This window comes from Alkalihalobacillus phoenicis, from assembly GCF_047302405.1.
GTDB lineage: Bacteria > Bacillota > Bacilli > Bacillales > Bacillaceae_D > Alkalihalobacillus.
This window is the reverse complement of sequence record NZ_CP154853.1, coordinates 201,846-227,771: the sequence shown is the minus strand read 5'-3', so window position 1 is coordinate 227,771 and position 25,926 is coordinate 201,846. Positions and strand designations below refer to the sequence as shown.

At 38.9% G+C, this 25,926-nt stretch carries 25 protein-coding genes and 1 riboswitch; of the genes, 5 read left to right on the top strand and 20 right to left on the bottom strand.

Annotated elements, in window-relative coordinates:
* Nucleotides 1-321 precede the first annotated feature (321 nt).
* Complete coding sequence (locus AA0017_RS01005) at nucleotides 322-564, top strand: NifU family protein (RefSeq protein ID WP_004427939.1); 243 nt, start codon at nucleotides 322-324, stop codon at nucleotides 562-564.
* A gap of 83 nt (nucleotides 565-647) precedes the next feature.
* Here the strand turns inward: AA0017_RS01005 and AA0017_RS01000 are convergent, their stop codons facing one another.
* The 5 genes from AA0017_RS01000 to yutH all read right to left on the bottom strand — a co-directional run bounded on the left by AA0017_RS01000 (nucleotide 648) and on the right by yutH (nucleotide 5,554).
* A complete protein-coding gene (locus AA0017_RS01000) occupies nucleotides 648-875 on the bottom strand; it encodes a transcriptional regulator SplA domain-containing protein (protein ID WP_413378667.1) in 228 nt (75 codons plus the stop codon).
* 100 nt (nucleotides 876-975) lie between these two features.
* Nucleotides 976-1,905: a homoserine kinase gene (thrB, locus tag AA0017_RS00995; RefSeq protein WP_413378665.1), complete on the bottom strand. Its 930-nt coding sequence runs from the start codon at nucleotides 1,903-1,905 to the stop codon at nucleotides 976-978.
* The gene (thrC, locus tag AA0017_RS00990; protein ID WP_413378664.1) at nucleotides 1,902-2,966 is read right to left on the bottom strand and encodes a threonine synthase; all 1,065 of its coding nucleotides are present in this window, start codon (nucleotides 2,964-2,966) and stop codon (nucleotides 1,902-1,904) included. Before thrC ends, thrB begins: the two co-directional genes overlap by 4 nt.
* Nucleotide 2,967: 1 nt before the next feature.
* The gene (locus AA0017_RS00985; protein WP_413378662.1) at nucleotides 2,968-4,263 is read right to left on the bottom strand and encodes a homoserine dehydrogenase; all 1,296 of its coding nucleotides are present in this window, start codon (nucleotides 4,261-4,263) and stop codon (nucleotides 2,968-2,970) included.
* A gap of 259 nt (nucleotides 4,264-4,522) precedes the next feature.
* Nucleotides 4,523-5,554: a spore coat putative kinase YutH gene (gene yutH / locus AA0017_RS00980; protein WP_413378660.1), complete on the bottom strand. Its 1,032-nt coding sequence runs from the start codon at nucleotides 5,552-5,554 to the stop codon at nucleotides 4,523-4,525.
* A gap of 154 nt (nucleotides 5,555-5,708) precedes the next feature.
* Here yutH and AA0017_RS00975 point away from each other — a divergent pair, with 154 nt between their 5' ends.
* Nucleotides 5,709-6,209 carry a phosphatidylglycerophosphatase A gene (locus AA0017_RS00975; RefSeq protein WP_413378658.1) on the top strand — a complete coding sequence of 167 codons (501 nt, stop codon included), beginning with the start codon at nucleotides 5,709-5,711 and terminating at the stop codon, nucleotides 6,207-6,209.
* A 317-nt stretch (nucleotides 6,210-6,526) separates the two neighbouring features.
* Here the strand turns inward: AA0017_RS00975 and AA0017_RS00970 are convergent, their stop codons facing one another.
* The 3 genes from AA0017_RS00970 to hepT form a co-directional block, all read right to left on the bottom strand.
* Nucleotides 6,527-7,297: a TIGR01457 family HAD-type hydrolase gene (locus AA0017_RS00970; protein WP_413378656.1), complete on the bottom strand. Its 771-nt coding sequence runs from the start codon at nucleotides 7,295-7,297 to the stop codon at nucleotides 6,527-6,529.
* Between the two features lie 241 nt (nucleotides 7,298-7,538).
* Complete coding sequence (locus AA0017_RS00965; RefSeq protein ID WP_413378654.1) at nucleotides 7,539-8,177, bottom strand: helix-turn-helix transcriptional regulator; 639 nt, start codon at nucleotides 8,175-8,177, stop codon at nucleotides 7,539-7,541.
* A 72-nt stretch (nucleotides 8,178-8,249) separates the two neighbouring features.
* Nucleotides 8,250-8,699: a type VII toxin-antitoxin system HepT family RNase toxin gene (hepT, locus tag AA0017_RS00960; RefSeq protein WP_413382320.1), complete on the bottom strand. Its 450-nt coding sequence runs from the start codon at nucleotides 8,697-8,699 to the stop codon at nucleotides 8,250-8,252.
* 137 nt (nucleotides 8,700-8,836) lie between these two features.
* Here hepT and AA0017_RS00955 point away from each other — a divergent pair, with 137 nt between their 5' ends.
* Entirely contained in the window at nucleotides 8,837-9,106 is a 270-nt protein-coding gene (locus tag AA0017_RS00955) for a hypothetical protein (protein WP_413378652.1), read from the top strand.
* Nucleotides 9,107-9,182: 76 nt separating this feature from the next.
* On the opposite strand, the gene AA0017_RS00950 is transcribed toward AA0017_RS00955, so the two are convergent.
* Nucleotides 9,183-9,458, bottom strand: coding sequence for a YutD family protein (locus AA0017_RS00950; RefSeq protein WP_413378650.1), 276 nt, complete (start codon nucleotides 9,456-9,458; stop codon nucleotides 9,183-9,185).
* A gap of 179 nt (nucleotides 9,459-9,637) precedes the next feature.
* Between AA0017_RS00950 and AA0017_RS00945 the strand changes: the two genes are divergently transcribed.
* A complete protein-coding gene (locus tag AA0017_RS00945; RefSeq protein ID WP_413378648.1) occupies nucleotides 9,638-10,267 on the top strand; it encodes a YhcN/YlaJ family sporulation lipoprotein in 630 nt (209 codons plus the stop codon).
* 1,104 nt (nucleotides 10,268-11,371) lie between these two features.
* Here the strand turns inward: AA0017_RS00945 and lipA are convergent.
* Nucleotides 11,372-12,298 carry a lipoyl synthase gene (lipA, locus tag AA0017_RS00940; protein ID WP_003322977.1) on the bottom strand — a complete coding sequence of 309 codons (927 nt, stop codon included), beginning with the start codon at nucleotides 12,296-12,298 and terminating at the stop codon, nucleotides 11,372-11,374.
* Between the two features lie 226 nt (nucleotides 12,299-12,524).
* Between lipA and AA0017_RS00935 the strand changes: the two genes are divergently transcribed.
* Complete coding sequence (locus AA0017_RS00935) at nucleotides 12,525-13,532, top strand: M23 family metallopeptidase (RefSeq protein ID WP_413378646.1); 1,008 nt, start codon at nucleotides 12,525-12,527, stop codon at nucleotides 13,530-13,532.
* 49 nt (nucleotides 13,533-13,581) lie between these two features.
* On the opposite strand, the gene AA0017_RS00930 is transcribed toward AA0017_RS00935, so the two are convergent.
* The 10 genes from AA0017_RS00930 to AA0017_RS00885 all read right to left on the bottom strand — a co-directional run bounded on the left by AA0017_RS00930 (nucleotide 13,582) and on the right by AA0017_RS00885 (nucleotide 25,178).
* Entirely contained in the window at nucleotides 13,582-13,704 is a 123-nt protein-coding gene (locus AA0017_RS00930) for a methionine/alanine import family NSS transporter small subunit (protein WP_413378644.1), read from the bottom strand.
* Nucleotide 13,705: 1 nt separating this feature from the next.
* A complete protein-coding gene (locus AA0017_RS00925) occupies nucleotides 13,706-15,208 on the bottom strand; it encodes a sodium-dependent transporter (protein ID WP_413378642.1) in 1,503 nt (500 codons plus the stop codon).
* Between the two features lie 418 nt (nucleotides 15,209-15,626).
* The gene (locus AA0017_RS00920) at nucleotides 15,627-17,177 is read right to left on the bottom strand and encodes a Na+/H+ antiporter NhaC family protein (RefSeq protein ID WP_413378640.1); all 1,551 of its coding nucleotides are present in this window, start codon (nucleotides 17,175-17,177) and stop codon (nucleotides 15,627-15,629) included.
* Nucleotides 17,178-17,309: 132 nt separating this feature from the next.
* A riboswitch (Lysine riboswitch) is annotated at nucleotides 17,310-17,486 on the bottom strand.
* A 119-nt stretch (nucleotides 17,487-17,605) separates the two neighbouring features.
* The gene (locus tag AA0017_RS00915) at nucleotides 17,606-18,088 is read right to left on the bottom strand and encodes a dihydrofolate reductase (RefSeq protein ID WP_413378638.1); all 483 of its coding nucleotides are present in this window, start codon (nucleotides 18,086-18,088) and stop codon (nucleotides 17,606-17,608) included.
* Nucleotides 18,085-18,879 carry a thymidylate synthase gene (locus AA0017_RS00910; protein WP_413378636.1) on the bottom strand — a complete coding sequence of 265 codons (795 nt, stop codon included), beginning with the start codon at nucleotides 18,877-18,879 and terminating at the stop codon, nucleotides 18,085-18,087. Before AA0017_RS00910 ends, AA0017_RS00915 begins: the two co-directional genes overlap by 4 nt.
* Before the next feature lie 24 nt (nucleotides 18,880-18,903).
* A complete protein-coding gene (locus tag AA0017_RS00905; RefSeq protein WP_413378634.1) occupies nucleotides 18,904-20,010 on the bottom strand; it encodes an HD-GYP domain-containing protein in 1,107 nt (368 codons plus the stop codon).
* A 1,039-nt stretch (nucleotides 20,011-21,049) separates the two neighbouring features.
* Nucleotides 21,050-21,355, bottom strand: a complete 306-nt coding sequence (locus AA0017_RS00900; protein ID WP_413378631.1) for a YunC family protein — start codon at nucleotides 21,353-21,355, stop codon at nucleotides 21,050-21,052.
* Nucleotides 21,356-21,433: 78 nt separating this feature from the next.
* Complete coding sequence (locus AA0017_RS00895; RefSeq protein WP_413378630.1) at nucleotides 21,434-22,801, bottom strand: bifunctional metallophosphatase/5'-nucleotidase; 1,368 nt, start codon at nucleotides 22,799-22,801, stop codon at nucleotides 21,434-21,436.
* Nucleotides 22,802-22,840: 39 nt separating this feature from the next.
* Nucleotides 22,841-23,686 carry a DUF72 domain-containing protein gene (locus tag AA0017_RS00890; RefSeq protein WP_413378628.1) on the bottom strand — a complete coding sequence of 282 codons (846 nt, stop codon included), beginning with the start codon at nucleotides 23,684-23,686 and terminating at the stop codon, nucleotides 22,841-22,843.
* Between the two features lie 214 nt (nucleotides 23,687-23,900).
* Nucleotides 23,901-25,178: an acetylornithine deacetylase gene (locus AA0017_RS00885; RefSeq protein ID WP_413378626.1), complete on the bottom strand. Its 1,278-nt coding sequence runs from the start codon at nucleotides 25,176-25,178 to the stop codon at nucleotides 23,901-23,903.
* Between the last annotated feature and the right edge of the window lie 748 nt (nucleotides 25,179-25,926).

The following is a 25,926-nucleotide window of genomic DNA, read 5'->3' as shown; positions in this document are numbered from 1 at the left end:
ACCTCCTGAGTCTAAATCTTAACTTTACAATAAGTTGAAATCTCCAAACTTGCAAGCTTCAACATAAAATTCCTTCAGGGCATTTTAATCAGCCATTCTCATTTCTAGCTCTTGATTTTCAATAACGCTTTATGTCATAATGACTCTTCCTATAGTTTTAATCTTAAAATATAGGCTTTTGTCTTTCATCGATGGCTTTTAGATATTCAAGTTGACTTTTTAATTATAGTTGTTCTAAATAATTTTTAAAAATCAGCGGCTCAAACATGGATTTTTTTTGCCATCGCTAGTATAATAAAAAGTAGAAAGGAGTTGTTCATTATGTCAGCTACTGTTGAAACATTTGATCAAGTCAGAGAGGTATTGGATAAGCTTCGTCCTTTCTTGCTTCGTGATGGCGGGGACGTTGAACTTGTAGATGTAAGCGAAGATGGAATTGTTCAAGTTCGTCTTCTAGGTGCATGTGGTTCTTGCCCGAGCTCAACGATTACGCTAAAAGCAGGAATTGAGCGCGCTCTTCTTGAAGAAGTACCTGGAATTACAGAAATCGAGCAAGTCTTTTAATGAAATAGTAAACGCCTGAAAATGATTCAGGCGTTTTTCTTTATGATTTTGAAGAAGCAGCAACCTAGCGGCTCCCAGCCACTCTAATAATATTGCTCATATAATTGTTCTGCTTCTTCTAAAGTGGTGAAAATCGCATCATCGGCTTCAATTGGGTGATAATAATCATATAAAAACAGAGCCAACTGATTTTGAATTTCCGGATGTTCCCGAATCGTCGCTTCTTGTATCGTAGCAACGGTTTGCGTATGCGGATTCCGATAAATGACATACACATTTTGTCCATCATATAATTGATTGAGATCGAGCATCAAAACAACTCCTTATTATGTCATAAAGTTGTTTTTCCCTGTTTCCTCATCCCTATACGTTGGCATTCATTCTATATATGAACCCTACTCCTACTTATCCCTAAGATATTTCTTTTTTCTTTTTCTCTGATAAATGTTGAACTTGAATACCCTCTGTTGCTGGTTGAAGGATCTCAATTTCAAAGTTTGAAAACTGCTCAAGTAAAGCTGATTTCACTAATTCACCTTGGCCAATCGGTGCCAAACAAAGCATCGTCGGACCAGCTCCACTTAAGGCAGCACCAAATGCAACGGTCTTACCTTGAACAAAATCAATTACTTTTTGCAAATGTGGAATTAGTTCACCGCGATATGGCTGATGAAAAACATCACGTGACATCATCTTACCGACAAGTTCCCAATTTTTTTGGAAAACCGCCGCAACTAAAACATTCGCAACACTGCTTCCTCGAACAGCCTGTTTAAAATCTATTTTTTCAGGTAACACACTTCTAGCAAGTTTGGTTTTTAACTCTTCTGACGGAATGAGTAAAATTAAATCTAGCTCAGGAATGCCCCCATATAACACGTCGGTCTCCTCTAATGTATGTGTACCAATCGTTAAGCCACCGTAAATAGAAGGGGAGACATTGTCTGGATGCCCCTCCCATAAACTCGCAAAACGAACTTTCTCTTCTACGCTCATCTCTGTCTCTAAAAATTGATTGGCTAACTCCACTCCAGCTACAATGGCTGCAGCACTACTTCCAAGCCCTCTAGCTAACGGGATATCACTTCTCATCTCTACGCGGCAAGGAGGTATTTCTATCCCTTTTTTGCTTGCGACATGTTTGGCCACTTCACAAATTAAGTTATCCTCTCCAACTGGGACCCCTTGTAAATCCACTGATTCGGAAGAAAAATGCCACTCCTCGGCTTCTTCCACAGTGAGGGTTAAGTAACGATTGACTGCAAGACCAATTGAGTCAAATCCCGGTCCTAAGTTCGCTGTACTGCCCGGAACCGTTACTTCAAAACAAAGCCGACTCATTGTGTAACACCGCCTTTAATGTGAGAGAGGAAGGCTTCTTCATTATTTGGCAGAACAACAGGTTTAACGGCGACCGTATCCATTGCTGTGCTTGGATCTTTTAAACCATTCCCTGTTAACACACAAACCACTTTTGAACCTTTTTTAATTTCACCTGAGTCAATTTGTTTACGTAAGCCAGCAATTGAAGCACATGAAGCTGGTTCTGCGAATATGCCTTCACGTTTGGCTAACAACTGATAAGCATCCAAAATTTCCTCGTCCGTTACATAATCAATTTTCCCTTTTGACTCTTCTGCTGCTCGAACAGCAAAATCCCAGCTTGCTGGATTCCCAATTCGAATCGCCGTTGCAACCGTTTCTGGTTCCTCAATCACTTTATTTTGAACAATCGCAGCCGCTCCCTCTGCCTCAAAGCCACGCATTTCAGGTAAACCTGTACCCTTTTTCTCATGATACTCCTTGAACCCTTTCCAGTAAGCCGTAATATTTCCAGCATTTCCGACCGGGATCGCTAAGACATCTGGTGCTTGACCAAGAGCATCACATACTTCAAATGCCGCTGTTTTTTGCCCTTCAATTCGATATGGGTTGACAGAGTTCACGAGTGTAACTGGCTCCTTTTCACTAATTGAACGAACAATATCAAGAGCATTATCAAAATTCCCTTTAATTTCAAGTACTTCTGCTCCATACATAACCGCTTGTGCGAGTTTCCCAAGGGCAATTTTCCCTTCTGGAATGACGACGATACAACGCAGTCCTGCCCGTGCTCCATATGCCGCAGCAGCAGCTGAAGTATTTCCAGTCGAGGCACAAATGATCGTCTTGCTACCTTCTTCTTTGGCTTTCGCAACCGCCATCACCATTCCACGGTCCTTAAAGGAGCCAGTTGGGTTCGCACCTTCATATTTTACATAAACCTCTACTCCCCATTCTTCCGATAAATTTTCTAACGGAACGAGTGGTGTATTTCCTTCTTTTAATGTCAAGATAGGCGTATTTTCGTTTACCGGTAAAAACTCCTTATATTCTGCGATTAACCCTTTCCAACTACTCATCCTATTGTCCTCCCTCAACTCGATAACTACTCTCTAATGAATGTACAACCGCTAGTTCATTTAAACGATTGATTAACAATTGATAATTCTCTTTATTTGTTTTATGTGTAATAATAATGACCTCTGCTGCTGCTTCTCCTTCAATTGGCAATTGCAATAGCTTTTCAAAACTCACCTCATATTCAGCAAATAAAGAAGTAATCGTTGAAAACGTTCCAGCCCGATCGACGACTTTTAAGCGAATAAAATATTGCGATTCAATTTCTTTATCTTCTTTTAAGACACGCTCATGTAGAGGCTCCTGAACCGTCTTTCCATTCACCCCTAGCCTCATGTTTCGAATGACTTGAACTAGGTCAGACATGGCCGCTGTCGCCGTTGGAAGCGATCCTGCACCTGGTCCATAAAACATCGTTTCACCAACTGCTTCTCCGTAAACATAAACCGCATTATATTCATTATGAACAGAGGATAATGGATGATGATGAGGCAATAAGGTCGGTTGAACACTCACTTCAATTCTGTCCTCATCACGCTGGGCCAATCCGATAAGTTTCATCGTGTATCCAAGTTGATGGCTATAATGCAAATCAGCATCTGAAACAGATGAAATGCCTCGAACACTCACATCATCTAATTGAACTTTCACGGAAAAACCAAGTGTGGCTAGAATCGCCATCTTTCTAGCTGCATCAAGTCCTTCTACATCCGCTGTCGGGTCACTCTCTGCAAACCCGAGCTCTTGAGCCTGGCTTAACACCTCTTCATATGAGCTACCTTCTTGCGTCATCTTCGTTAAAATATAATTGGTTGTTCCATTTACAATACCCATCATTTTTGTAATACGGTCGGCTGATAATCCATCCGATAATCCTTTTAAAATTGGGATTCCGCCCGCAACACTCGCTTCATAAAATAAGTCACATTGATTTTCTGCAGCTACCTTTAATAATTCCGCCCCATGTAAAGCCATCAAATCCTTATTTGCTGTGACCACATGTTTTTTATGATTTAAGGCATCGATTAATTGAAGTTTGGTTTCTTCAATTCCTCCCATTACTTCGACAATAATATCGACTTCTGGATCATGAATCACTTCACTCGCTACTTCTGTTAAAATGCTTCTATTTACTTCAACCGTACGCCGTTTATTGACATCACGTACGAGAATTTTTTTGACTTCGACCGGACAGCCGACCTTATGCTGCAATTCATTTTGATGACGCTGAATAATCTCAACGACACCACTTCCGACCGTACCGAACCCTAGTAAACCAACTCCAACTGCTTTCGCCATACTCCCACTCCCATCCTTCAAAAATGTTTCTCTTAAATGAACATTTGTTTCTCTATAAAGGACATTATAGACCTCATTCCAAAAGAAAACAAGAGTGATTCATCTAATTTTCAAATAATTCTTGATGTTTTTTTTTCTCCTTCTATATCATGCCCCTTTTCCTTCCTATCCGACTAACCAATCTACACACCTTGTCTATAATTGAATTCAAAAAAACTGTTGAGCATCATTTGCTCAACAGACTCGTTTGGGTATAAAACTAAATCCAATCAATCCTCGGTGTTCTACCAGTTGTTCTGGGCATTTTAATATTCTCCTGAAAAACTTGAAGAAATGTTTCATTATCCTTTTCATGCTCCAAAAGTTGGGTAAAACGTTGACCAATTTGAAATTTCTCCTCTCTAATTTGACTTCGATAATAATCCTCAATCGTCTCAAAATAGTGAACAGGAAAGAGAAGACGTGCATACATTAATCGCCATGAATAGCTTGTTAAAGGGTTATACTGAGTATATCCTTCTAAAAACGGTTCAATTAAACCACCATTTCGTTGATCAAAAAGTGAGAATCGTTTCGAACGAATCCACTCCGCCAGATCTCGACACGGGTGATCAAAAACAAACTCAGTTGGACATTTGACAATACCACCTCGTTCAGACAAGGTCAGCCAAGTCTCCTCAGTAAACCGGCGATGACAAAGAGTGCCTTGCTCCATTTCACTTGTTCGATCATCTAACCCTGCATCAACAGCATACTGAATCGCATTTTCTGTGATCCCCATATAATAAGGGTACGTATAAAGAAACGCTTCATCGACTATTGTTTGTGGTCCTTCATAATTCACTTGAAAATACCATTCCTCCAGTTGCTCCAATCTTTGTTGCCATAGATTGGGCCATTGCCCAAAATAATCATATTGTTTGCGGTTTTGAGAAGTTTGTTTGCCATAATGATGAACGATCGCTAAATGCTCACCTCGTTCATAATCATTATTAATTTCTAACCCCGTTCTTTCATCTTGATTTGGCAATTTGAATAAATAAACGTCTTGACCATCAATAAAGCCACTATTTTTTTTCAACTTTGTTGGCACTAATTGTAACACCGTACTGTCCCCGAGCGAACGCAAATACTCACTATAATAAATCATTTCTTCTTCTGTTGAAGCTAAGTGCTCCTTTGGAAATAACAAATATTGCTCGGTCTCTGTTTGAAAACCGTCATAATGACCAAATCGGGTTCGAGAATCGCAATAAATGCCATAATAATCATAAATATTTCTTTCAAACATTGACACACCACCTCATTATTGTGCCCATTTTAATACAGTGTATGACCTAAAGCATAAAATGTTTACGCCCACCGTAAACTAACTAATAAGTGCTATTAATTTTACAACAGGAATAACAAAGAGACTTACTACTTTTGTTAAGGGGGTTTTTCATATGAAACCAGAAAATGAATACGGAGTCGTCGAACGAGCAGCACGTGAATCGTTAACAAAAAGAGGAGTTACAATAGAAGATATAGCTGATCTCGTCTATTTTTTGCAAGTAAAATACCATCCTGATCTTACACTTGAAACCTGCCTAGAAAATGTCGATCGTGTGCTCGGGAAACGAGAAGTACAAAATGCGATACTAACAGGTATTCAACTAGATATTCTCGCCGAAGAAAAGAAACTAATTGCTCCTTTACAAGGAATCATTGAAAGAGATGAAAGCCTGTACGGTGTGGATGAAATCATCGCTTTATCAATCGTCAATGTGTATGGCTCCATCGGGTTTACAAACTACGGGTATATTGATAAACAAAAACCAGGAATTCTCGAAATGTTAAATGATAAATCAAGTGACAAATGCCATACTTTTTTAGATGACATTGTCGGTGCGATTGCAGCCGCAGCCTCAAGTAGATTAGCACATCGAGCTGCAAATGTGGAATAAAGTTAAAGGTTGTGTGTGGCAGCTACTTGTTTCGGACTGTAAACACAATTAATCGTCAAATGAAGCCATTAGCTATATAAAAGTATAGTCAGTGGCTTCAGAGGGGACTTTATAGGAACCCAGAACTATCAACTTGAATTAAAGGCACTCTAAACATAATCATCTGCACCAATAATACAAAAGTCAACAGTAGGGCTCACCCTACATTTTTTTGCTTACACACAAAAAAAGCAGTCACCTTTAAAGTGACTACTTAAATTTCACAATTTCTGAAGACAAGCCTCCACAGAGACAATAACCGAGGGTAAAATGTTACCTTATTCTCCAAAAGGCCATTCTGCTAGCGACTTTAAAGCCAGCGTCGGTTGCTCCGCTTTTTCTTTCAATTGCTCTTCAGAAGTAACACCAGTATGTACAATTAAAGTATCAATTCCAGCTTGAATCCCGGCTAAAATATCGGTCTCGTAATTATCGCCGACCATTAATGTTTCTTCTTTTGTGAGTCCTAATACATCCATCGCTTGTTCGACAATAATACTTTCTGGTTTTCCAATAAAAGTTGGTTCAATACCGGTTGATACGGCAACAACAGAAACGAGCGAGCCACAACCTGGCATTAACCCACGCTCGGTTGGCAAAGCGACATCACCGTTTGTTGCAATAAATGTTGCCCCTTTCCGAATCTCAATCGTCGCTCGTGCTAACTTTTCATAGGTAATTTCACGGTCTAAGCCCATTACAACAAAATCAGCATCTTCTTCAACGAGACGATGCCCTTCTTCAACTAAAGCTTGTCTCAATCCAATTTCACCAATCACATAAACATTCGCTTCCTTTTGTTTTTCCGATAAAAATTTTGCGGTAGCCATACTAGTTGTAAAAACATGCTCTGTTGTGGCCGGAACATCCATCGCTTGTAAAAGCTCGGCCACTTCTTTGGGAGGTTTTGTAGAATTATTAGTCACAAATAAATAAGATAAATCTCTTTTTTCAAGCTCTTTTACAAACTGAATCGCTTCATCTATTTTTTCTTTGCCACGATAAATCGTTCCATCTAAATCAATTAAAAAACCTTGATATTTCTTCATATTCTCCACCCACACCTTTTCTTTTTTCTCATTATACAAGGTTCTTTCCCTAAAGAAAACTCGTGAAATGGAGAACATTGTAAAAGCAGCGGCATCAGCGTTAGAGTACCTAGGCCCTTTTGGTGGCGTTCATCTGCCATTTTTACACATCAACCATGGCCCAATCACTTTGACGCCTTTGCTCCTCCTTTTCACACAGAAAAAAACCACGAAATCAATCCGTGGTTTCTTGAGCTAGTTGTTAAGCCATTTTATTTGATTTTTTTATCGTATATACACAAGCACTATCTTCTTTTGCTGCACATGTTTCTCTTGTAATATTTTCCGTCTGCAATAAGTTTTGGAAAAGTTTCTTCTCACATGAACAAGCAACATGATAATCCTTCGCGACCTTTGCAATGGGACAATTATATTCAACAAATTGGAATGTGTCCTCATCTGTCTGATTCCACTCAACCATATAGCCACTTTCATCTTGAATTTTAGCTAAGGCGGCTACCCGTTCTTCTAGAGATCCTTGAACAATTTGTTGATATTTCTGTTCTAAACGCTCTCTTCTTTTTTCAAAAAGTTCCTCGATTACCTTGTTTCCGTTTAAAGCTTCAAGATCCTTCAAAAATTCAAGAGATAAAGAACCATAATTTCTTGGAAAACTTTCTTCACCAGCTTCTGTTAAAAAATATTTATAACTTGGTCGGCCCATTGACTGTTTTTCCAGTCTTGCTTGAATTAAACCATCGTTCTCGAGTCCTTGTAAATGTCGCCTGACAGCCATCTCCGTAACCTTTAGCTCAACAGCTATTTCGGATACGGTTCGTTCCCGATGTCTTTTAATTAGCGACAAAATAATTTGACGAGTCGAGCGCGTTTGTTTTTCCATGGCCATCACCACCCTTATGTCTATTGTATGCGATGTGGCGATTTTTGCAAAGAACTTGCCTATTACCTCATTTTACTTGTCCGGTAAAAAAGCTGTAACTGGCCCTAATTCTTCCAATAAATAACGGCGAACATCTTGAGGAAATTGAGCAATCGCTTTTTGAGAAGCTTGCAATTGACTCAACAGAACGTCATGATTAAGTTCCAAATAATCTTGAACAAGCTGCTTACGTAAGCCCATTAGTTTTTTTAAATCTTCCGCTGAATCATCTTCAATTACTTTTTCATCAAGTAAAATTTCAATAATATCTTCATAACTTCCCGGATCCCTCATAATAAAGCCATCAATCATACTATTCCCGACATCAATAATCGTTTCAATATATAAGTAAACGGTTCGTTCTAACGCTAACTTCTGAATGCGATTATCTTGTATGGATGCAAGAGAAAATGAACTTGTTTGCATAAGCTGCTCAATAAATTGTAAAGTCTTTTCTATTTTTTCACGATTAACAAAATACATAAACGTCACCATCATCTTTCCATTATGTATAATCTTACTTCGATTAATAAATGTCACCCATCACTCATATCACAATTGCTCACTTTAGGATAAAAAATAGAGCCATTGTCTACTCTATAACCTATGGAGGGGATCAAATGTCAAACGATCATAAACTTAAGCACAAGTATAGCGACTTTTCAAATGTCGAAGAAGCAAGGGAAACCATCTTACCTGAAGATTTACCGGAAGGAGCTTATGGTTCGCCGATAAATAAGCATGAACCTGTTGAAGGAAAAAGTACCCCTTGGGAAGAGGGTCAGCATGCAGCTAGTGCCTTTATTTATGAAAATAAACAATTGCACCGCGACCATCAACGGCTTGACCCAGAAAGTCACCCTACGCATCAAGAATCTGGTGAAAATTAATTCCTCAACTCAGCCACTACCCATTTATTCATTCATCTTGTCCACGAAAAAATAGGGAGGATAAACGATACCCTCTCTATTCTTTTATCCGTTTCAAGACGAAATAAGCACAGCCAAAGTTACAATACTCATATAAATAATCATCTAATGTACTAATTTTTGTATCAAATGTCGATTTTTTATGTTTATCCTCAAAAAACCCACGTAATCTTAGCTGATTATAGCCCCAGTCGCCGACAATATAGTCATATTTATTTAGCACTTCACTATAACGTTCTTTAAAAGCTTCCTCATTCCAACCGTCTTTCACTTCTTCAATAAGCTCAAATTGCATAGCTTGAAGTCGGACCATAACCCGTTCACCTCACTTTATAACTATCTTATATTGTACCATATCAAGCCAAAATCACCTACTCACTTTCCACCGATTTACTTACATGATTCAATCAACCAAATGCCAAGCTATGTATAGATGGACCTATTTTATACAAATCGACCATTTAATCATTACTTATAAAGGAGAAGGCATTCATGATGAAAACAAGATTAACTTTTAGTGGTTTACTATTGGCCCTCGTACTCACTGGTTGTCAATTAGAACAAGCAAGCCCACTTACACTTGAGAATTCTTCCGATATTGGAGGTACTCAATCAACAAATAAAGGTTATTATTCAATTACCAATAAACGAATGGATGAAAATGACACCCCACATTATGGTTATAGCCGTTTCCAACGAGAACAAGTGCATAAAGCAAATGGGGATTTTTCTTATCCTGTCGTTGATCGAACGGAAATCTCAACAAATATCACTAAAATGGTTCTCACCAATCCAGAAATTGATGAAGCGGCTACATTAGTAACAGACCAGTATGCATTAGTCGTTTATGAGTCCCATCACAATGAAGAAGATAATGATTCACGCTCTAATAAAGAAGAAATCGCCGCTTATGTTCGTAAAACGGCTGAATCAGCTTTACCTCGTTTTTATGAAGTCGTTGTCGCAGACGATCATAATCAAATTGAAAGTATTGAACGATTCCAAAGTTTATCTTCTCGAAGCACCTCGATTTATGGAACACTTGAAGAAACGATTGAGCAATTACGAGAGTATCCACAAGGAACTAATTATAATACGCAATCCGACTACGAACGGAATTAAAAGAGCACGACTAGATTTTTTGCTAAATGAAAATGTCAAAACCTCATGCTTAAGCGAGGTCACTGAAAAACTCTGAGCGTAAGAATGTGGCTATATCATTTAGCTTTACTCCACTCGCTGCATGCCCTACGCGTTCCGCTGGTGAACCGGGAGCCTCCTCACGACAAGTCGCTGCGGGGTCTCCCGTGTTTCACTATTCCCGCAGGAGTCTCCGGGCATTCCGCTCGTTCCGTTTTGGTAATCCAACTCATAGAATAACATTGAATGAAGTTTCTTCTCATTTAGTCTTAGAATACTACTTTTTCAGTGGCCTCTGCTTAAGCTGGGGTTTTTCTTCTGCAAAATGTCTCTAAGAAGAGCGTCACCTTGAGTATCACGGCTTTTTTATGTAAACCCGAAGCCTGCTATTTAAAGGCACTAAGGGATTCATTGAACTCCTTTGATTGCCGATGACATTCAATTTACGGCACTAAGGGATTCATTGCTCTCCTTTGATTCCAGGAGACATACAATTTACGTCACTAAGGGATTCATTGCTCACCTTTGATTGCCGAAGACATTCCATTTATGTCACTAAGGGATTCATTGCTCTCCTTTGATTGCCGGAGACATTCCATTTATGTCACTAAGGGATTCATTCGCCTCCTTTGATTCCGGAAGACATACAATTTACGTCACTAAGGGATTCATTGCTCTCCTTTGATTGCCGAAGACATTCCATTTACGTCACTAAGGGATTCATTGCTCTCCTTTGATTCCAGGAGACAGCGAATTTAACGCACTAAGGCATTCATTGCTCTCCTTTGATTCCAGGAGACAGCGAATTTAACGCACTAAGGCACTCATTCGCCTCCTTTGATTCCTGAAGTCATTTCATTTAACGCACTAAGGGATTCATTCGCTTCCTTTGATTCCAGAAGACAGCGAATTTAACGCACTAAGGCATTCTTTCGCCTCCTTTGATTCCACTTTTCCATTACTTATCATCATTTATTTACCCTGTGGTCTCTTTTGCAGACCTTGATCCGACCAACAAGTACAACAAAAGAAGAAACCCGAAAAGAGCACATTACGCTTCTCTTCGGATTTCTCCACTATTGCTCTTTATTGTCCGCTTACGGTTTGTTCATTTTGTACTTTACGAGCTTCGTCACGAACTTGAGCTTCGTTAACTTGTTCGTCAGCATGGTATGAAGAACGTACTAACGGCCCAGCCTCACAGTGACTAAACCCTTTACTTAAAGCAATTTCCTTTAGTTCAGCAAACTCATCTGGGTGATAATATTTAACGACTTTTAAATGCTTTTTCGTTGGTTGTAAGTACTGACCGATTGTCATAATGTTGACGTTGTTCGCACGTAAGTCGTCCATTGTTTCAATAATTTCTTCTTTCGTTTCTCCAAGACCAATCATCAAGCTTGATTTAGTTGGAATATCTGGATGTAACTCTTTGGCACGACGTAAAAACTCAAGTGTCCGGTCATATGTTGCACGAGCACGAACTCTTGGAGATAGACGTCGAACCGTCTCGATATTATGATTCATAATATTTGGTCTAGCATCCATTAACGTTTCTAAACTTTCATGGTTCCCTAACATATCTGAAGGGAGCACTTCAATTGTACAGAACGGGCTTTTTCTTCTGACCGCACGAACCGTCTCAGCAAATACTCCTGCTCCACCATCTTTTAAATCATCACGAGCAACCGCTGTAATAACGACGTGTTTTAAGCCCATTTGTTCAACTGAATCTGCCACACGTTCTGGCTCTTGTAAATCTAATTCATTCGGTAAACCCGTTTTTACAGCACAAAAACGACAGGCACGTGTACATATGTCCCCTAAAATCATAAACGTCGCAGTTTTACGTACAGCCCAACATTCATGAATGTTCGGACATCTTGCCTCTTCACAAACTGTATGTAATTTCTTTTCACGCATCATCTTTTTTAGACCCGTGTAAGACTCATTCGTATTTAACTTAATTTTTAACCACTCAGGTTTACGAATATGCTCTTCTTTTTTTGCCATTCACACTCACCATCCAATTAAAGTTTAAAACTATTCTGTTTTGGTAAAATGCAACACATTTCACCGCCATTTTTTCTGTCTTTTATACTTTATCATGAATTGAAGGAAACAACCAACTGCTTAAATTGTTTTCTTTTTGATTCACTTCCATTTTTTAACGTAATTTAATCAAACGAATTGAAGACAATAAAAGTAAGTTAATTTAACGAAAGGAGACCGACAATTTATGAAACAAATCCTACTTTCTCTCGTCATCATTATTCCCTTATGTTTTGTTCCATCTACGTTTACAGCTGCTGCTGAAGAAGAATTAACCTTGGAAGAAAAAGATGCCGAACGATTGAACTTGTATAAAAAAGTTGAAACATTGACAAATATTCCTTGGTATTATTTAGCTGCAGTTGATACGTATGAACGAGGGTTAAGGAGGGTTGTGAAAGATCGTCCAAAAGAAACTGGTCTTGCCTCGATCTTTTTTTCACCAAGTCAATGGGTTGGTCCTCTAAACCCCAAATTGGATGAACAAGAGCCCTTATCGATCAGTATGTTTGGGGGGCTTGGTTTAGATGGGGATGGAGACGGATTGGCGGACCCAAACAACGATGAAGACATTCTTTATACGTACGCTCGTTATTTAGAGCAATACGGCTTTAATAAAGAGGATTTTCGCATTGCCTTATGGGATTATTATCAACGTGAACAAACCGTCTCAATCATTGATGGACATGCCTCCATTTATGAAAAATTTGGTCACTTGAATCTCCATGATCATGCTTTTCCATTACCGCTTCGTTCCACTTACAGCTATCGTAGCACATGGGGAGACCGTCGCGGTTGGGGAGGCAGACGAATTCATGAAGGAACCGATATTTTTGCTGGATATAATGTGCCCGTAAGATCAACAGCCTATGGGATTGTCGAAATTAAAGGCTGGAATATGTATGGGGGCTGGCGTGTTGGCATTCGTGATTTAGATAACATCTATCATTATTACGCCCATCTTAGCGGTTTTGAAAAGGGGATTGAGGAGGGATCCATTGTTGAACCTGGGCAAGTCATTGGATATGTAGGAAGCTCAGGGTATGGAAAAGCAGGTACACAAGGCAAATTTCCACCACATCTCCATTATGGTATGTATCGTGACAACGGCTATACTGAATGGTCTTTTGACCCGTATCCATCCCTTAAATCCTGGGAACGTAAAGGGTTTCAATTATTAAAACAAGGAAAATAAAAAGAGACCTCAAGCACAATTACTGTACTTGAGGTCTTGTTTCTTCTTTTTATAAAGATGACTGCACTCTTTTTTTTCTGGAAACTCGTACGGCGTTCAAAATACTTAAAATCATCCCGCCCCAAACTATAACAGTACTAATAATTAACATGATAATTGCACTTGTACTCATATTAAAATCCCCCTAAGTCATCAGAAGCGTTCTTATTGTTTTTCCACTTAAAGAAAGTAAATAAGAAGCCAACAACAATCGCTAAAATAGCAACAGCCCATCCAGCTATCATAATAAAGTACGTTGGATAATCTTCATAATTGGAAGTTAAATTTAAAATAAGGTTTTGATAAAGCATAAACCCTAATACAGCAGGCGTTATGATTCCTAAACAAACTTTCCACCATAAGCCGATACGGAAATCAGATAATTCGTTTGTATGTTTTTGTAAATCAGGAAGCTTTCTCATAAACCATGCAACCGCAATAACGGATACAAGTCCCGCTAAAGCTACGCCAAAGTGATTAATAAAGTAATCGACCGTATCTAATAACCATAACCCACCTTGAGTAGCATATAAAATCGAAATTAGGGCAGATAGCCCACCGCCTATAATAACGGCTTTTGTACGAGTTATTTTAAACTTATCTTGTAAAGCTGAGACATACGTTTCGATAATTGATATCAACGACGTCAATCCAGCCATCACTAATGAACCAAAAAATAAAGCTCCAAATAATCCATTTAAACCTGGAAAACTGTTAATAATCTCTGGAAATACCATAAACGCTAAAGCAATTCCTCCTGCAGCGACTTCATCAACTGACGTTCCTTGCTGAGTTGCCATAAAGCCAATAATGGCGAAAACTCCAATACCAGCTAATATCTCAAAACTCGAATTTGAAAATCCTGTGATAAAAGCATTATTATTTAAATCTGATTTACGAGGTAAATAACTGGAATAAGTAATCATAATAGCAAAGCCAATCGATAAGCTGAAGAAAATTTGGCCATAAGCCGCTACCCAAACCGCTGGATTCATTATTTCTCCCCAATTCGGTTTAAAGAACGCATCTAACCCAACCATAGCTCCATCCAAAGTTACAGCACGAATAACAAGGATTAAGAACATTACAACCAAAAGAGGGATAAAAATACGATTTGCAAATTCAATGCCTTTCTTTACCCCTTTAAATAACACGCCTAACGCGATAACCCACACGATTAGTAATGGGAAAAAAATAGTAGGAACAAAACTACCTAATTGACCAGGATCAACAATCTGTAAAAAATCATTTAATAAAAAATCAGTAGGATTTGATCCCCATGTTTGTCTAAATGAAAAATAAGTATAAGAAATAGCCCAAGCAATAATAACCGCATAAAACGTAGAAATAACGAATGAAATGGCTACTTGCCACCAACCAATCCATTCTGCCTTTTTATTTAACCTAGCATACGATAAAGGTGCTGACCCCCGATATTTCTGTCCAATTGTAAATTCCATAATTAATAAAGGAATCCCTGCTGTTAATAGTGCAAACAAATAAGGAATTAAAAAGGCGCCGCCCCCATTTTCATATGCTACATATGGAAATCTCCAAATATTACCTAGTCCTACTGCCGAACCAATTGCCGCTAGTACAAAACCAGCCCTTGTCCCCCACTGTTCTCTACCTTCCATCTTTTCAAACTCCTCTCCCTCTTTACGAAAAGATATTTTAAAATACAGTCCTATCTTTTCAAAATTATCTGAAAATTATATCAAGTACTAGCTTTTCTTTTTTGTCGCAACGAACTCAATGTCATTTTATTTTATATTTTCAGATTAATCAATATCTTATTATAATAACTGAGTCGAATTTTGTCAAAAACTTTTTTTACCAAAAGAAGCCCTAGCCGAATGGCATGATTTTTTCGTGTCGACCGCGTTACTCCTCTTTAAAAATATACCATCTCCGTCCATATATCCGCTCCACCACATCCCTCTCTTCTCTCTATCACGATTCCAAAGCCGGAGCCCACAAACTAAAAACAGCCAATGAAAAGTTTCAAAACTTCTCATCAGCTGATTTTAACCTGTTTTTCTTAGACTACTTCATTTACGCTTTTTTTAAACTTGTATTTAATTGCTTAATTACAAATACTGTAATTACAAAAATGACAACTACTAACAATAATGATAACCACATATTTCCTGTAACTCCTAAGATAATAAAGCCTACAAAGGCAATCACCGCTGAAACAATCGCATAGGGAAGCTGTGTAATAACATGGTCAATATGATGACTTCCTGCACCTGCTGATGACAAAATCGTCGTATCAGAAATAGGTGAGGTATGATCACCGAAAATAGCTCCCGCTAGTACGGCTGCAAGCATTGGTAACATTAAAGTCACATCAACTGCAGCTGCCATATCACCAGCAATTGGTAAGAGTAAACCAAAAGTTCCCCAAGAAGTACCTGTCGATAAAGCTGTAAAACCAGCAATTAAGAAGATAATCGCAGGTAATAGCATTGGAGGAATAGTACCATCCACTAACTCAGCTAAAAATCCACCTGTTCCAATTTCACTAATGATCTCAATAACAGTCCAAGCAAGAATTAAAATATAAATTGCAGGAAGCATTGACTTAATCCCAGCCCATAGAGTTTGGAACATGTCTGGGTTATCAGGTTTGACCAAATTCGTAATAAGAGCAAATACAAGACCAATCACTCCACCAATCACTAATGAACCAGCAATATCAGCCTCACCAAAAATAGCAATTAAAGATGCAGATTGTGCCTCTCCGTACCCAGTGAATACCATAGCAGTAACTGTACCTACAACTAAACCGAATATAGGTAAAATTAAATCATAAACTTTCCCGTGACTATGGCTTTCAACTTCTCCATCTGTTCCAGGAAGATCACCTGATTTTGGATCCGTTAATTGTCCCGTTGTTATCGCGAGTTCCTCGTGTCTTCTCATTGGACCAAAATCAATTTTAAATAAAACGACAGCGATCATAAAAGCAATCGCAATGAGGGCATAATAGTTCATTGGAATAATTAACATAAACGCTTCAAACGCTTGATACTGTGATAATCCATGTGCCGTTAAAATTCCACCAATTATCGAAATAATATAAGCACCCCAGCTCGAAATAGGAGCAATTACACACATTGGTGCCGCTGTTGAATCGACTAAATAAGCTAGCTTCGCACGTGATACTCGGTGCTTATCCGAAATGGGACGACTAATATTTCCCACTGTTAAGCTATTAAAATAATCATCGATAAAAATAATAAAACCTAAAAAGATCGTAAACAATTGAGCACCGACACGGGTTTTTATCCGTTTCATTGCCCACTCTGCAAAGGCAAGGCTACCACCAGATTTGGTAATTAAAGCAGCCATCATTCCTAATAGGAGCAAAAATAAAATAATATAAAATTCCCAATCATTGATGCCACCATCAACATAAAAAATTCCGGTAAAAATACCAACGACTTGCATCAAACCGTCGATAGGATTAAAGCCATTTAACATTAAGGCTCCGACTACAATACTAACTCCAAGTGAAATTAATACCTTCCTTGTTAACAGCACAAGCACAAGGGCTAACACAGGTGGTATTAATGAATACCATGTACCTACAACTTCCAAGATACATCCTCCTCTACTCCGCTCTCTTTTTAAAGAGCTTATCTTTTTTGTGTGCTGAAGAAGAATTATCCCAATAAAAAAAGGCCCTAATGGAAACCCATTATGCCTTTTGATCGCAAGGTTATCCCCATCTTCAGTAGTAGTTCTCCACAGTCTTTCAACCGTGACAGTCCTGCATTTATTTAATACAGTCCCAGCATATAGAAACATGACTTTTTCTATAAACTTCGGCGAACTTGCCTTTCTCCTTTACTCAACGTTGTCATCCTCATAAAGGGTACTATTCGTATTCGCGCCTCTACCTCACCGTGTTGATGAGGTAATACTATTTATATTATCGTAACATATTATATCGAACTATTTCTTTATAATCAATGGTTATTTTAGTCAAAAAGTGCTAGCTTCCTTTATAAATAAAAATCAGCTTCTCACTTTTTTTGATAGGTTAAAAAGGTATGTGGATATTTATTTTCTGGATCAACCGAACCTTCCTTTTGGAAAATGAGCTCCCAATTCTCCCACTCCCATTTCGGAAAAAATGTATCTCCAGCAAACGACTCATTAATTTTCGTCATATATATTTTCTCAACCTCTCCACGGAACAAATCATAAAGTCCTGCTCCACCAATGACAAAGGTCTCGTTTTCTCCCGCAATCGCCTTTAAAACAGCTTCTTTTGAATGAACAACTTCACAGCCTGGAGCTTGATACGCTTCGTCTGTCGTTAATACGATATTGCGACGTTTCGGCAACGCACGACCAAGCGATTCATATGTCTTTCTCCCCATAACAACCGTTGAACCTGATGTCACCTTTTTAAAATATTGCAGATCATTTGGCAAATGCCAAGGCATATCATTGTCTTTTCCTATGACACCGTCTTCTGCCATCGCAAAAATATAGGAAATCATACAGACACCTCACCTTTAATATGTGGATGTGGCTCATAATCGACAAGTTCAAAATCATCAATCGTAAAATCAAAAATCGATTTAACATCTGGATTAATTTTCATTGTTGGAAGGTTACGTGGCTCTCTCGTTAGTTGTAGTTCGACTTGCTCATAATGATTCGAATAAATATGGGCATCACCAAAAGTATGAACAAATTCACCTGGCTCTAAGTCAGTCACTTGAGCAATCATCATTGTCAAAAGGGCATAGGAAGCAATATTAAAAGGAACACCTAAGAAGATATCCGCACTTCTTTGATACAATTGACAAGAAAGCTTACCATCATTTACATAAAATTGGAATAAACAATGACAAGGTGCTAAAGCCATATCATCAATCTCCGCGACATTCCAAGCATTTACGATTAGACGACGGGAATCCGGGTTCGTTTTGATTTGTTCAATCAACTCGCTAATTTGATCAATCGTTTTGCCATTAGCCCCTTGCCATGAACGCCACTGTTTTCCGTAAACCGGACCAAGATCTCCATTTTGATCGGCCCACTCATTCCAAATTCGTACTTTATTCTCTGTTAAATAAGCAATATTTGTATCCCCTTTTAAAAACCATAACAGCTCATGAATAATGGAGCGTAAATGTAATTTTTTCGTCGTTACTACCGGAAACCCATCGGCCAAATTAAAACGCATTTGATAACCAAACACACTTTTAGTTCCTGTGCCTGTTCGGTCACTTTTTTCTGTTCCGTTCTCAAGTACATGTTGGCATAAAGATAAATATTGTTGCAATTTGCTCATCTCCTACTATATAACTTAACTACTTTGCTCTTCAAAAGCATCGGTTCCAATAATCGTGATATTTAGATGTTTCATTAAATCAATAAAATAAGGCTCTTCTAGTTTTATCCCATCCTCATATAGAACTTTAATGATCGGATGAGTACTCATTTCACGATTTTGTTGAAACACAACCCCTTTTCGATTATCACTTAAGGTAACCATTAAACCGATTGGATACACAGCAATCGTTTTACGAAAAGCTGTAACTAAACTTAAATCAAATAAGGTCGACGCACCAGAATATAATAGCTCTAATGCCTCATGAGGGAGCATTGGCTTTTTTCGATACACTCGATTTGTCGTGACAGCATCAAACACATCGGCAATCGCAATAATTTTCGCATAAGGGTGTATCTCATCTTCTTTCAGTCCCTGCGGATAACCTGTCCCATTTAACCGTTCATGATGTTGGTGAGCACATTTTGCTACTTGAAGGGGAATATGTTTTGTTTGCCTTAATAAGTCATAGCCTATTTTACTATGAGTTTTTACAATTTCAAACTCTTCTTTTGTCAGCTTGCCTGGCTTTTCTAATATTTCTAAAGGTGTCGACATTTTTCCAATATCATGTAATAATGCCCCTAGTCCTACCTCTAACAATTGACGTTCTGAGTAATTTAACTCTACGGCTAATCCAATTGAATAAACCGTAACATTAAATGAATGTGTAAAGATATAATGATCGTGTGATGTCGCACTTAGAAGCAACGTTAAAGCATTCGGTTTACTTTTTATATCACCAATTAACAATCGAACAGCGTCTTCAAATTCAAGATTTAATTGGAGAGAGGAAAAATGATTCGTATTCTTTTTCCACGCATCGGCTAAATCAAGAAAATCTTTTTTTAGCTGATTAATTGTATATTCTCTTGTTTCAGTAGAAATCACTTGTTCGATCTCAGGAAGTTGAATTTGATCATCTCGAATGTAAATAAACGAAACACCAATACTCTTAAGGCGCTGGATTAATTTCCTAGTTAAACATACACCTTTATTTAAGAGAATCGTACCTTCCTCATTTTTTATCGCTCTGGCTAACTGCTGCCCTGGTTTCGCCACCATCACTGCTATTAGTCTCATAGAACGTCCCCTCTTCTATACGTAGAACAGCTTTTTCTTTTATCTTCCCATGAATAAAAAACTTGTGCAAGCCTGTTTTCGACAATTGGAAACGATCTTGTGAAAAAAAAGTCAAATTCTGTCTTTTTATAACGCAACTTTCGCATCGAGAAAATCCGTTCAACGAGTTGGCAGAGCGAAAGGGAAGCTCTTAAACAAATGCCCTTGACACGTTTGAAAAGCGAGAACGTACTATCACACAAAACGGATAAACTGTGCAGTAAAAAAATATGCCCTCCGGCGGTCGCTACCAAAACCATACTCCGCGTCCTGCAGGAACCTGGCGAGCCTCCTCGGCAAGCCTTGCGGGGTCTCGCTCCGGTTTATTCCCGCGGGAGTCTCCGTATGGTTTTGTCCGCTAAGTGTCGTGGAGAGGCTTGATGATATGGATCTTTCCAACTCAGCTATTTCTAACGCAGAAGGACCTACTTCTTCCCTTTGTTGGTTATGGAACGAAATAGGGAGTTGCCACCTATTTTTTTCCTAAGTCTGCAGTAATGAAAAGGCATGATTTAAATTGAAACCAGCTCGATCATCTAGCTAACGTACAGAGCATCAACACTGATTTGGCTAATGTACGTTGAAGTCATGACTGTTTTTTTATTCAATGAGAAAACCGAACCTAGATTCGATTCCATTATCTAGCGGACAAACAGACACGGAGACTCCCGCAGGAATAAACCGTCCAATGAGACCCCGCAAGCGTGCTGAGGAGGCTCATGAGGTTCCTGCAGGACGCGGAGTGTCTGTTTGGGAGCGACAGCCGAAGCGCTTCATTTAGTGAACAGTTTCCTTCAACAGCCTACGAAGAGATGTGTTCAGACTGTCGACGATTGAACCGTTTATATAAAGTCAATTTGAGTATTGTATCTCCCTAAAGTCAATCTCTATCAAAGGTTAAGGGTCAATTATACGCTGCGAAAGTTGAGTTATAAGAGCAAAAAAAAACGGATTGTCCATCAAAGTCTGAATCACTTTTGAGACAATCCATTTTGAAAAATTAGTACTTCATTTTTAATAGGGCGTCTTTACCCTTCATTCCTACATGAATGCCGAGCTCTTCCGCCTCCAATGTGACCGATTCGAGTGGTGCTTCTAACAGTTGCTCAATCGTTCTAACACCAACTGCTCTTGCTGCGACAATTTTTCTATCTTTTAATTTCTCATTTAATAATGCCACATCTAAAGCTCCACACATTATATAGCCGATTTCATTCGTAATCGCCATAAAATTAGTTTTCGGCAGTTTTAACGTAATCGCAAGAAAAGTTTCCCCTTCGACTGTAATTGGATTCATTTCAAGCATCGTTCGTCCCTCCATCCTCATGTACAATCACTCTTTCAATACTACTTTATGAGGATCGATAGATGACCGTGAATAAGTTTATGCCCATTCTTGCCCAAGCTTCCAAGCTAAAATATCACGTAAAAATTCTGGCATAAAATACTCTTTATTCGGCGCTTGAAAAATATCAGGAAAAAGATGACCAAATGTATACATATCTAATGTTGCCAATCGATAAGTCTCTTCCAACTGAAGGGGTTCCCCTAGAACCTCAATCCCACTGACTTGCTCACTCTCTGATAAAGAAATGGAAATTCCAGTAAAAATCATTCTCCCTAAAATCTTGCCCCTAAACCCAAAGCCTTTTAGTTCTAAATAGCGAATTTCGTTTGTAAAAGCTCGTTCAATAGTTGCTTTTAATTGTGATCCAGTTAATTCAACGACACAAGGATTAATGGGGTGTGGACAGATTCTATGTATATCCCCTTTCGTAATTTCACCTTGCCGAATCGATTCAAGCAACACGCCAGCATTTAACATTGCCATCTCTTCTTTACACCATTTTGCCAATGCGTCACAAAGCATTTGAATCACTTCGGTGTTGTCTTGCCAAGAAACCAGTAAATCATGTGGAATAGTGGCAACACGCTGATTTAATTTTTGAAAGGCTTCGGCCTCTAACTGCTCAATCAATACCCGTGTTTCTTGAGAAGGTTCACAATCGATGGCGGCTACCATTTTCTCTTCAGCTCGGAAAATTTTTCCTTTCTCTAGATCATACTCCACTTCAAGCTGCCCAAAATAATGACCGTGCTTACCTGCTTGAGTGATTAATGTTCCAGCAACCCATTTCCCTTTTGCTAAAACGTGATGAGTGTGAGAGCCAAAAATAAAATCAATCCCATCCATTTGTGCTGCAATCTCTTCATCTGTAAAAAGCCCTAAATGTGACATTAAGATCACAATATCGGTTTCCTTTTTTAATTGCTGGACAATTTCTTTTAATGGTTCAAGAGAATCTTCATTTTTCCAACCTAGTTGTGAATAGAGGCCAGTAAAAGCCGCCGTCCACCCTATTAATCCAATTCGAACCCCGTTTTCAAAAGTGTGAATGGCATATGGTTGTGCCCATTTAGGAAGACTACCATCTTTCTCAAATAGATTCCCAACTAACACAGGAAATGTTGCCTGTTCATAAAGCCTGTCCAGTTGCGGCTTTGAAAATGTAACCCCTTCATTATTTCCTATCGTCGCATAATCTATTTTCGCTTGATTGAGCAATTCAACATTGCCTTTTCCTTCGGTTGCTTCCGTGATAAGCTGGCTGCGGTCGGCATGATCGCCTAAATCTAAAAATAAAGTAGACTCATCACGATGCTGATTCACATACCCAACAATATGTGGCCAGTTTGTAAAACAACTATGTAAATCATTCACATGAAAAATCGTTAGTTTCTCTGTAGTCAAGGGGTCCTCCCTCCTTTCACTCCCCATACAAAAAAGAGGTTAAAATAAATCCATCTGCCTTGGGGCCAATCCGTGGTAGGTAATGTCTAGCTTTTCAATTAATTGTTTGGCATTGTCTGCTGCATCTCCACCAGAATTATTATTAAAGATAATATATAGATTTTTACTTTGGTTTTGAAAATTGACTAATGATTGAGCCCACTCTGTTAACTCCTCATCATTATAACGATACAAATAACGAACATCTTTCCAACGTCCATTTCCAGGGTCATTCCACCCATGAACATTGCGGCCATGAAAACGAAATAAGGTTTTATTCTCATCCGTAGCCTGAAGAACAGTCGGAATAGAACCGGCTCCAGCTTGAGGTTCATCACAAATACTATGTATCCAGCCTTCTTCTCGCATAAACTGTAATGTTCGCTCACGATATCTGCCAGAGAACCATGATTGATGACGAAATTCTAACGCGACTGGTAAGCCATTTAATTGCTCTTTTATATATCTCACCCATAAAACATGGTCTTTTTTACAATCAAACCAAGGTGGGAATTGACATAAAACCATCGCTAATTTATTTGCTTCCACCATCGGCATAAGAGACTCACGAAAGGCCAAAAACATTTCTTTTTTTGTTTCAAAAGGGGCAATCCCTTTCTGATGACCGGTCATTCCCTGAAATGTCTTGACAACAAATTGAAAATTGCTCGGAGTTTCTCGTACCCACTTTTCCATATTTTTTAAAGGTTGGACCGCGTAAAAAGAAGAGTCTAATTCAATGATTGGGAAAAAACCAGCGTAGGCCTCTAATTTAGAAGCACTGCTACTTAAACCTTGATATAAGCTATTATGATCACCCCAACCTGCTAACCCAATATAAATCAATGATCTCTTCACCTCAATCTATGTCAAACAAACTTCCCGATTATTACTCTTACGAGGCGATTTCGTTAAGCTGACTTACTTGAAATCCTCACAAAAATTCCTTCCTTACAATATACCAAATTTCGATCAGATAACCTATAAAAATGCAATCCAAGTCACACAAAATAGCAGTGTGATTTTTCTAAATGAAATGCACTGCTTTTTTATTTCTTATTCACTCTTTTTTTGTATGGCACCATTCAAACATAAAGCGCAACACAACTTTTGTATAGTCGACTAATTGTTGTATAGATACTTGTTCATTAATAGAATGGGCATGTTTAAGCTCCCCCGGTCCATAAATCGCTGCTGGTATTCCTGCATCACCAAACCAGCCTCCATCTGTAACCGTTGGGGATACACCTACAACTGGTTGTTCATATAAAGTAGATTCGTGGCATGAGCTCAATGTCTTAACCGCCTTATGATCCGAATCAACCTCCAATGATGGAAAAATCTCACCACGGTCTACAATCATCGAGGAACCACCCCATTCAAACGTCGGAGGATTTTCTCTTAACCACGGATCGGCTTTCGCCACAAGCTTAATATGTTCTTCAATTTCTTTTGCGACTTGTTCATGCGTTTCATTCGGATAAAAATGGACCGTAACCCACAGGCGACATTCATCCGCAATAAAAGCAGCATGCCTTCCTCCTTCAATCACAGCAGGATTAATTGTATTCGTACCAGGATCATAACCAGGATAACTTTTCATTACAGACCAATGTCTCTCTAAATCCTGCAAGCCTTGGATAATCTTCATCATCTTCTCAATTGCACTGGCCCCAAATAATTTCCCACCCGCATGAATCATATTTTTCCTAGTAGCATCATGATGAGTCTGCTTGCTTTTAACAGTTATCCAACCAGTTATAACACCACCTTGTCCTTGAATATGCAAATTACTCGTATCAACAACTAAGGCAAAATCAGCTTTATACCCTCGTTTGCAGCATTCTAAAGTGCCCGCTTCTCCTACCTCTTCCCCGATGACAGACTGAAATATTAGGTCACCAGGTAGCTCAATTCCCGCTTCGTGCAATAGTTGAATGGCAAACAAAGCACCAACCAGTCCACCCTTCATATCTGCTGCACCTCGTCCAATGACGACTCCATCCTTTACAACTGGAGTAAACGGGTCTACCTCCCATTCTTCTGTTTCACTTACCTCTGCGACATCCACATGTCCATTTATAATCAAACTCTGGTAGTCCTCTGCTTGTTTTCCTTTTAAAACCCCAACGACATTCGGATCACCAGGGTACACATCCCATTTATCGATCATAAAACCTTTTTTATCTAAAAAATCAGCAATAAACTGCTGCACCTCGTCCGTATTTCGGGCAGGTGGTGCTGGTGTTTTATAACGGATTAACTGTGCCAACAAATCAACCAATTCATCCTGACGTGAATCCACTAATGCTAACAATTCCATCAAGTTCGACTTCATCTAATCATCCTATCTTCTAAATATTTTTTTATCCGCTCTTTTATTACATTAGAGAAAATTGCTTCAAAAGGTCTTAATTAATAACTCAACTTTCGCAGCGTATGATTGACCCTTAACCGTTGATAGAGTTTGACTTTAGGGCGATACATTACTCAAATTGACTTTACATGAACGGTTCAATCGTTGACAGTCTGAACACATCTCTTCGTAGGCTGTTGAAGGAATCTGTTCACTAAAATGAAGCGCTTCGGCTGTTTCTAACGCAGAAGGACCTTCTTCTTCCCTTTGTTGGTTATGGAACTAAATAGGGAGTTGCCACCTATTTTTATCGAAACAAGCTCGATCATCTAGCTAATGTACAGAGTATCAACACTGATTGGTTTACAACTGTAACGGAATTAGTCATGGAAGGAGAAAAAATCATTCTCAAGCTAATGTCCTTTGAAGTCATGACTGTTTTTTTATTCAATGAGAAAACCGAACCTAGATTCGATTCCATTATCTAGCGGACAAACAGACACGGAGACTCCCGCCGGAATAAACCGTCCAATGAGACCCCGCAAGCGTGAAACGCTGAGGAGGCTCATGAGGTTCCGGCAGGACGCGGAGTGTCTGTTTGGGAGCGACAGCCGAAGCGCATTGTACATTGTATATTTTTTCTTGATGCGCAGTTTATCCGTTTTGTGTGATAGTACGTTCTCGCTTTTTAAACGTGTCAAGGGCATTTGTTTAAGAGCTTCCCTTTCGC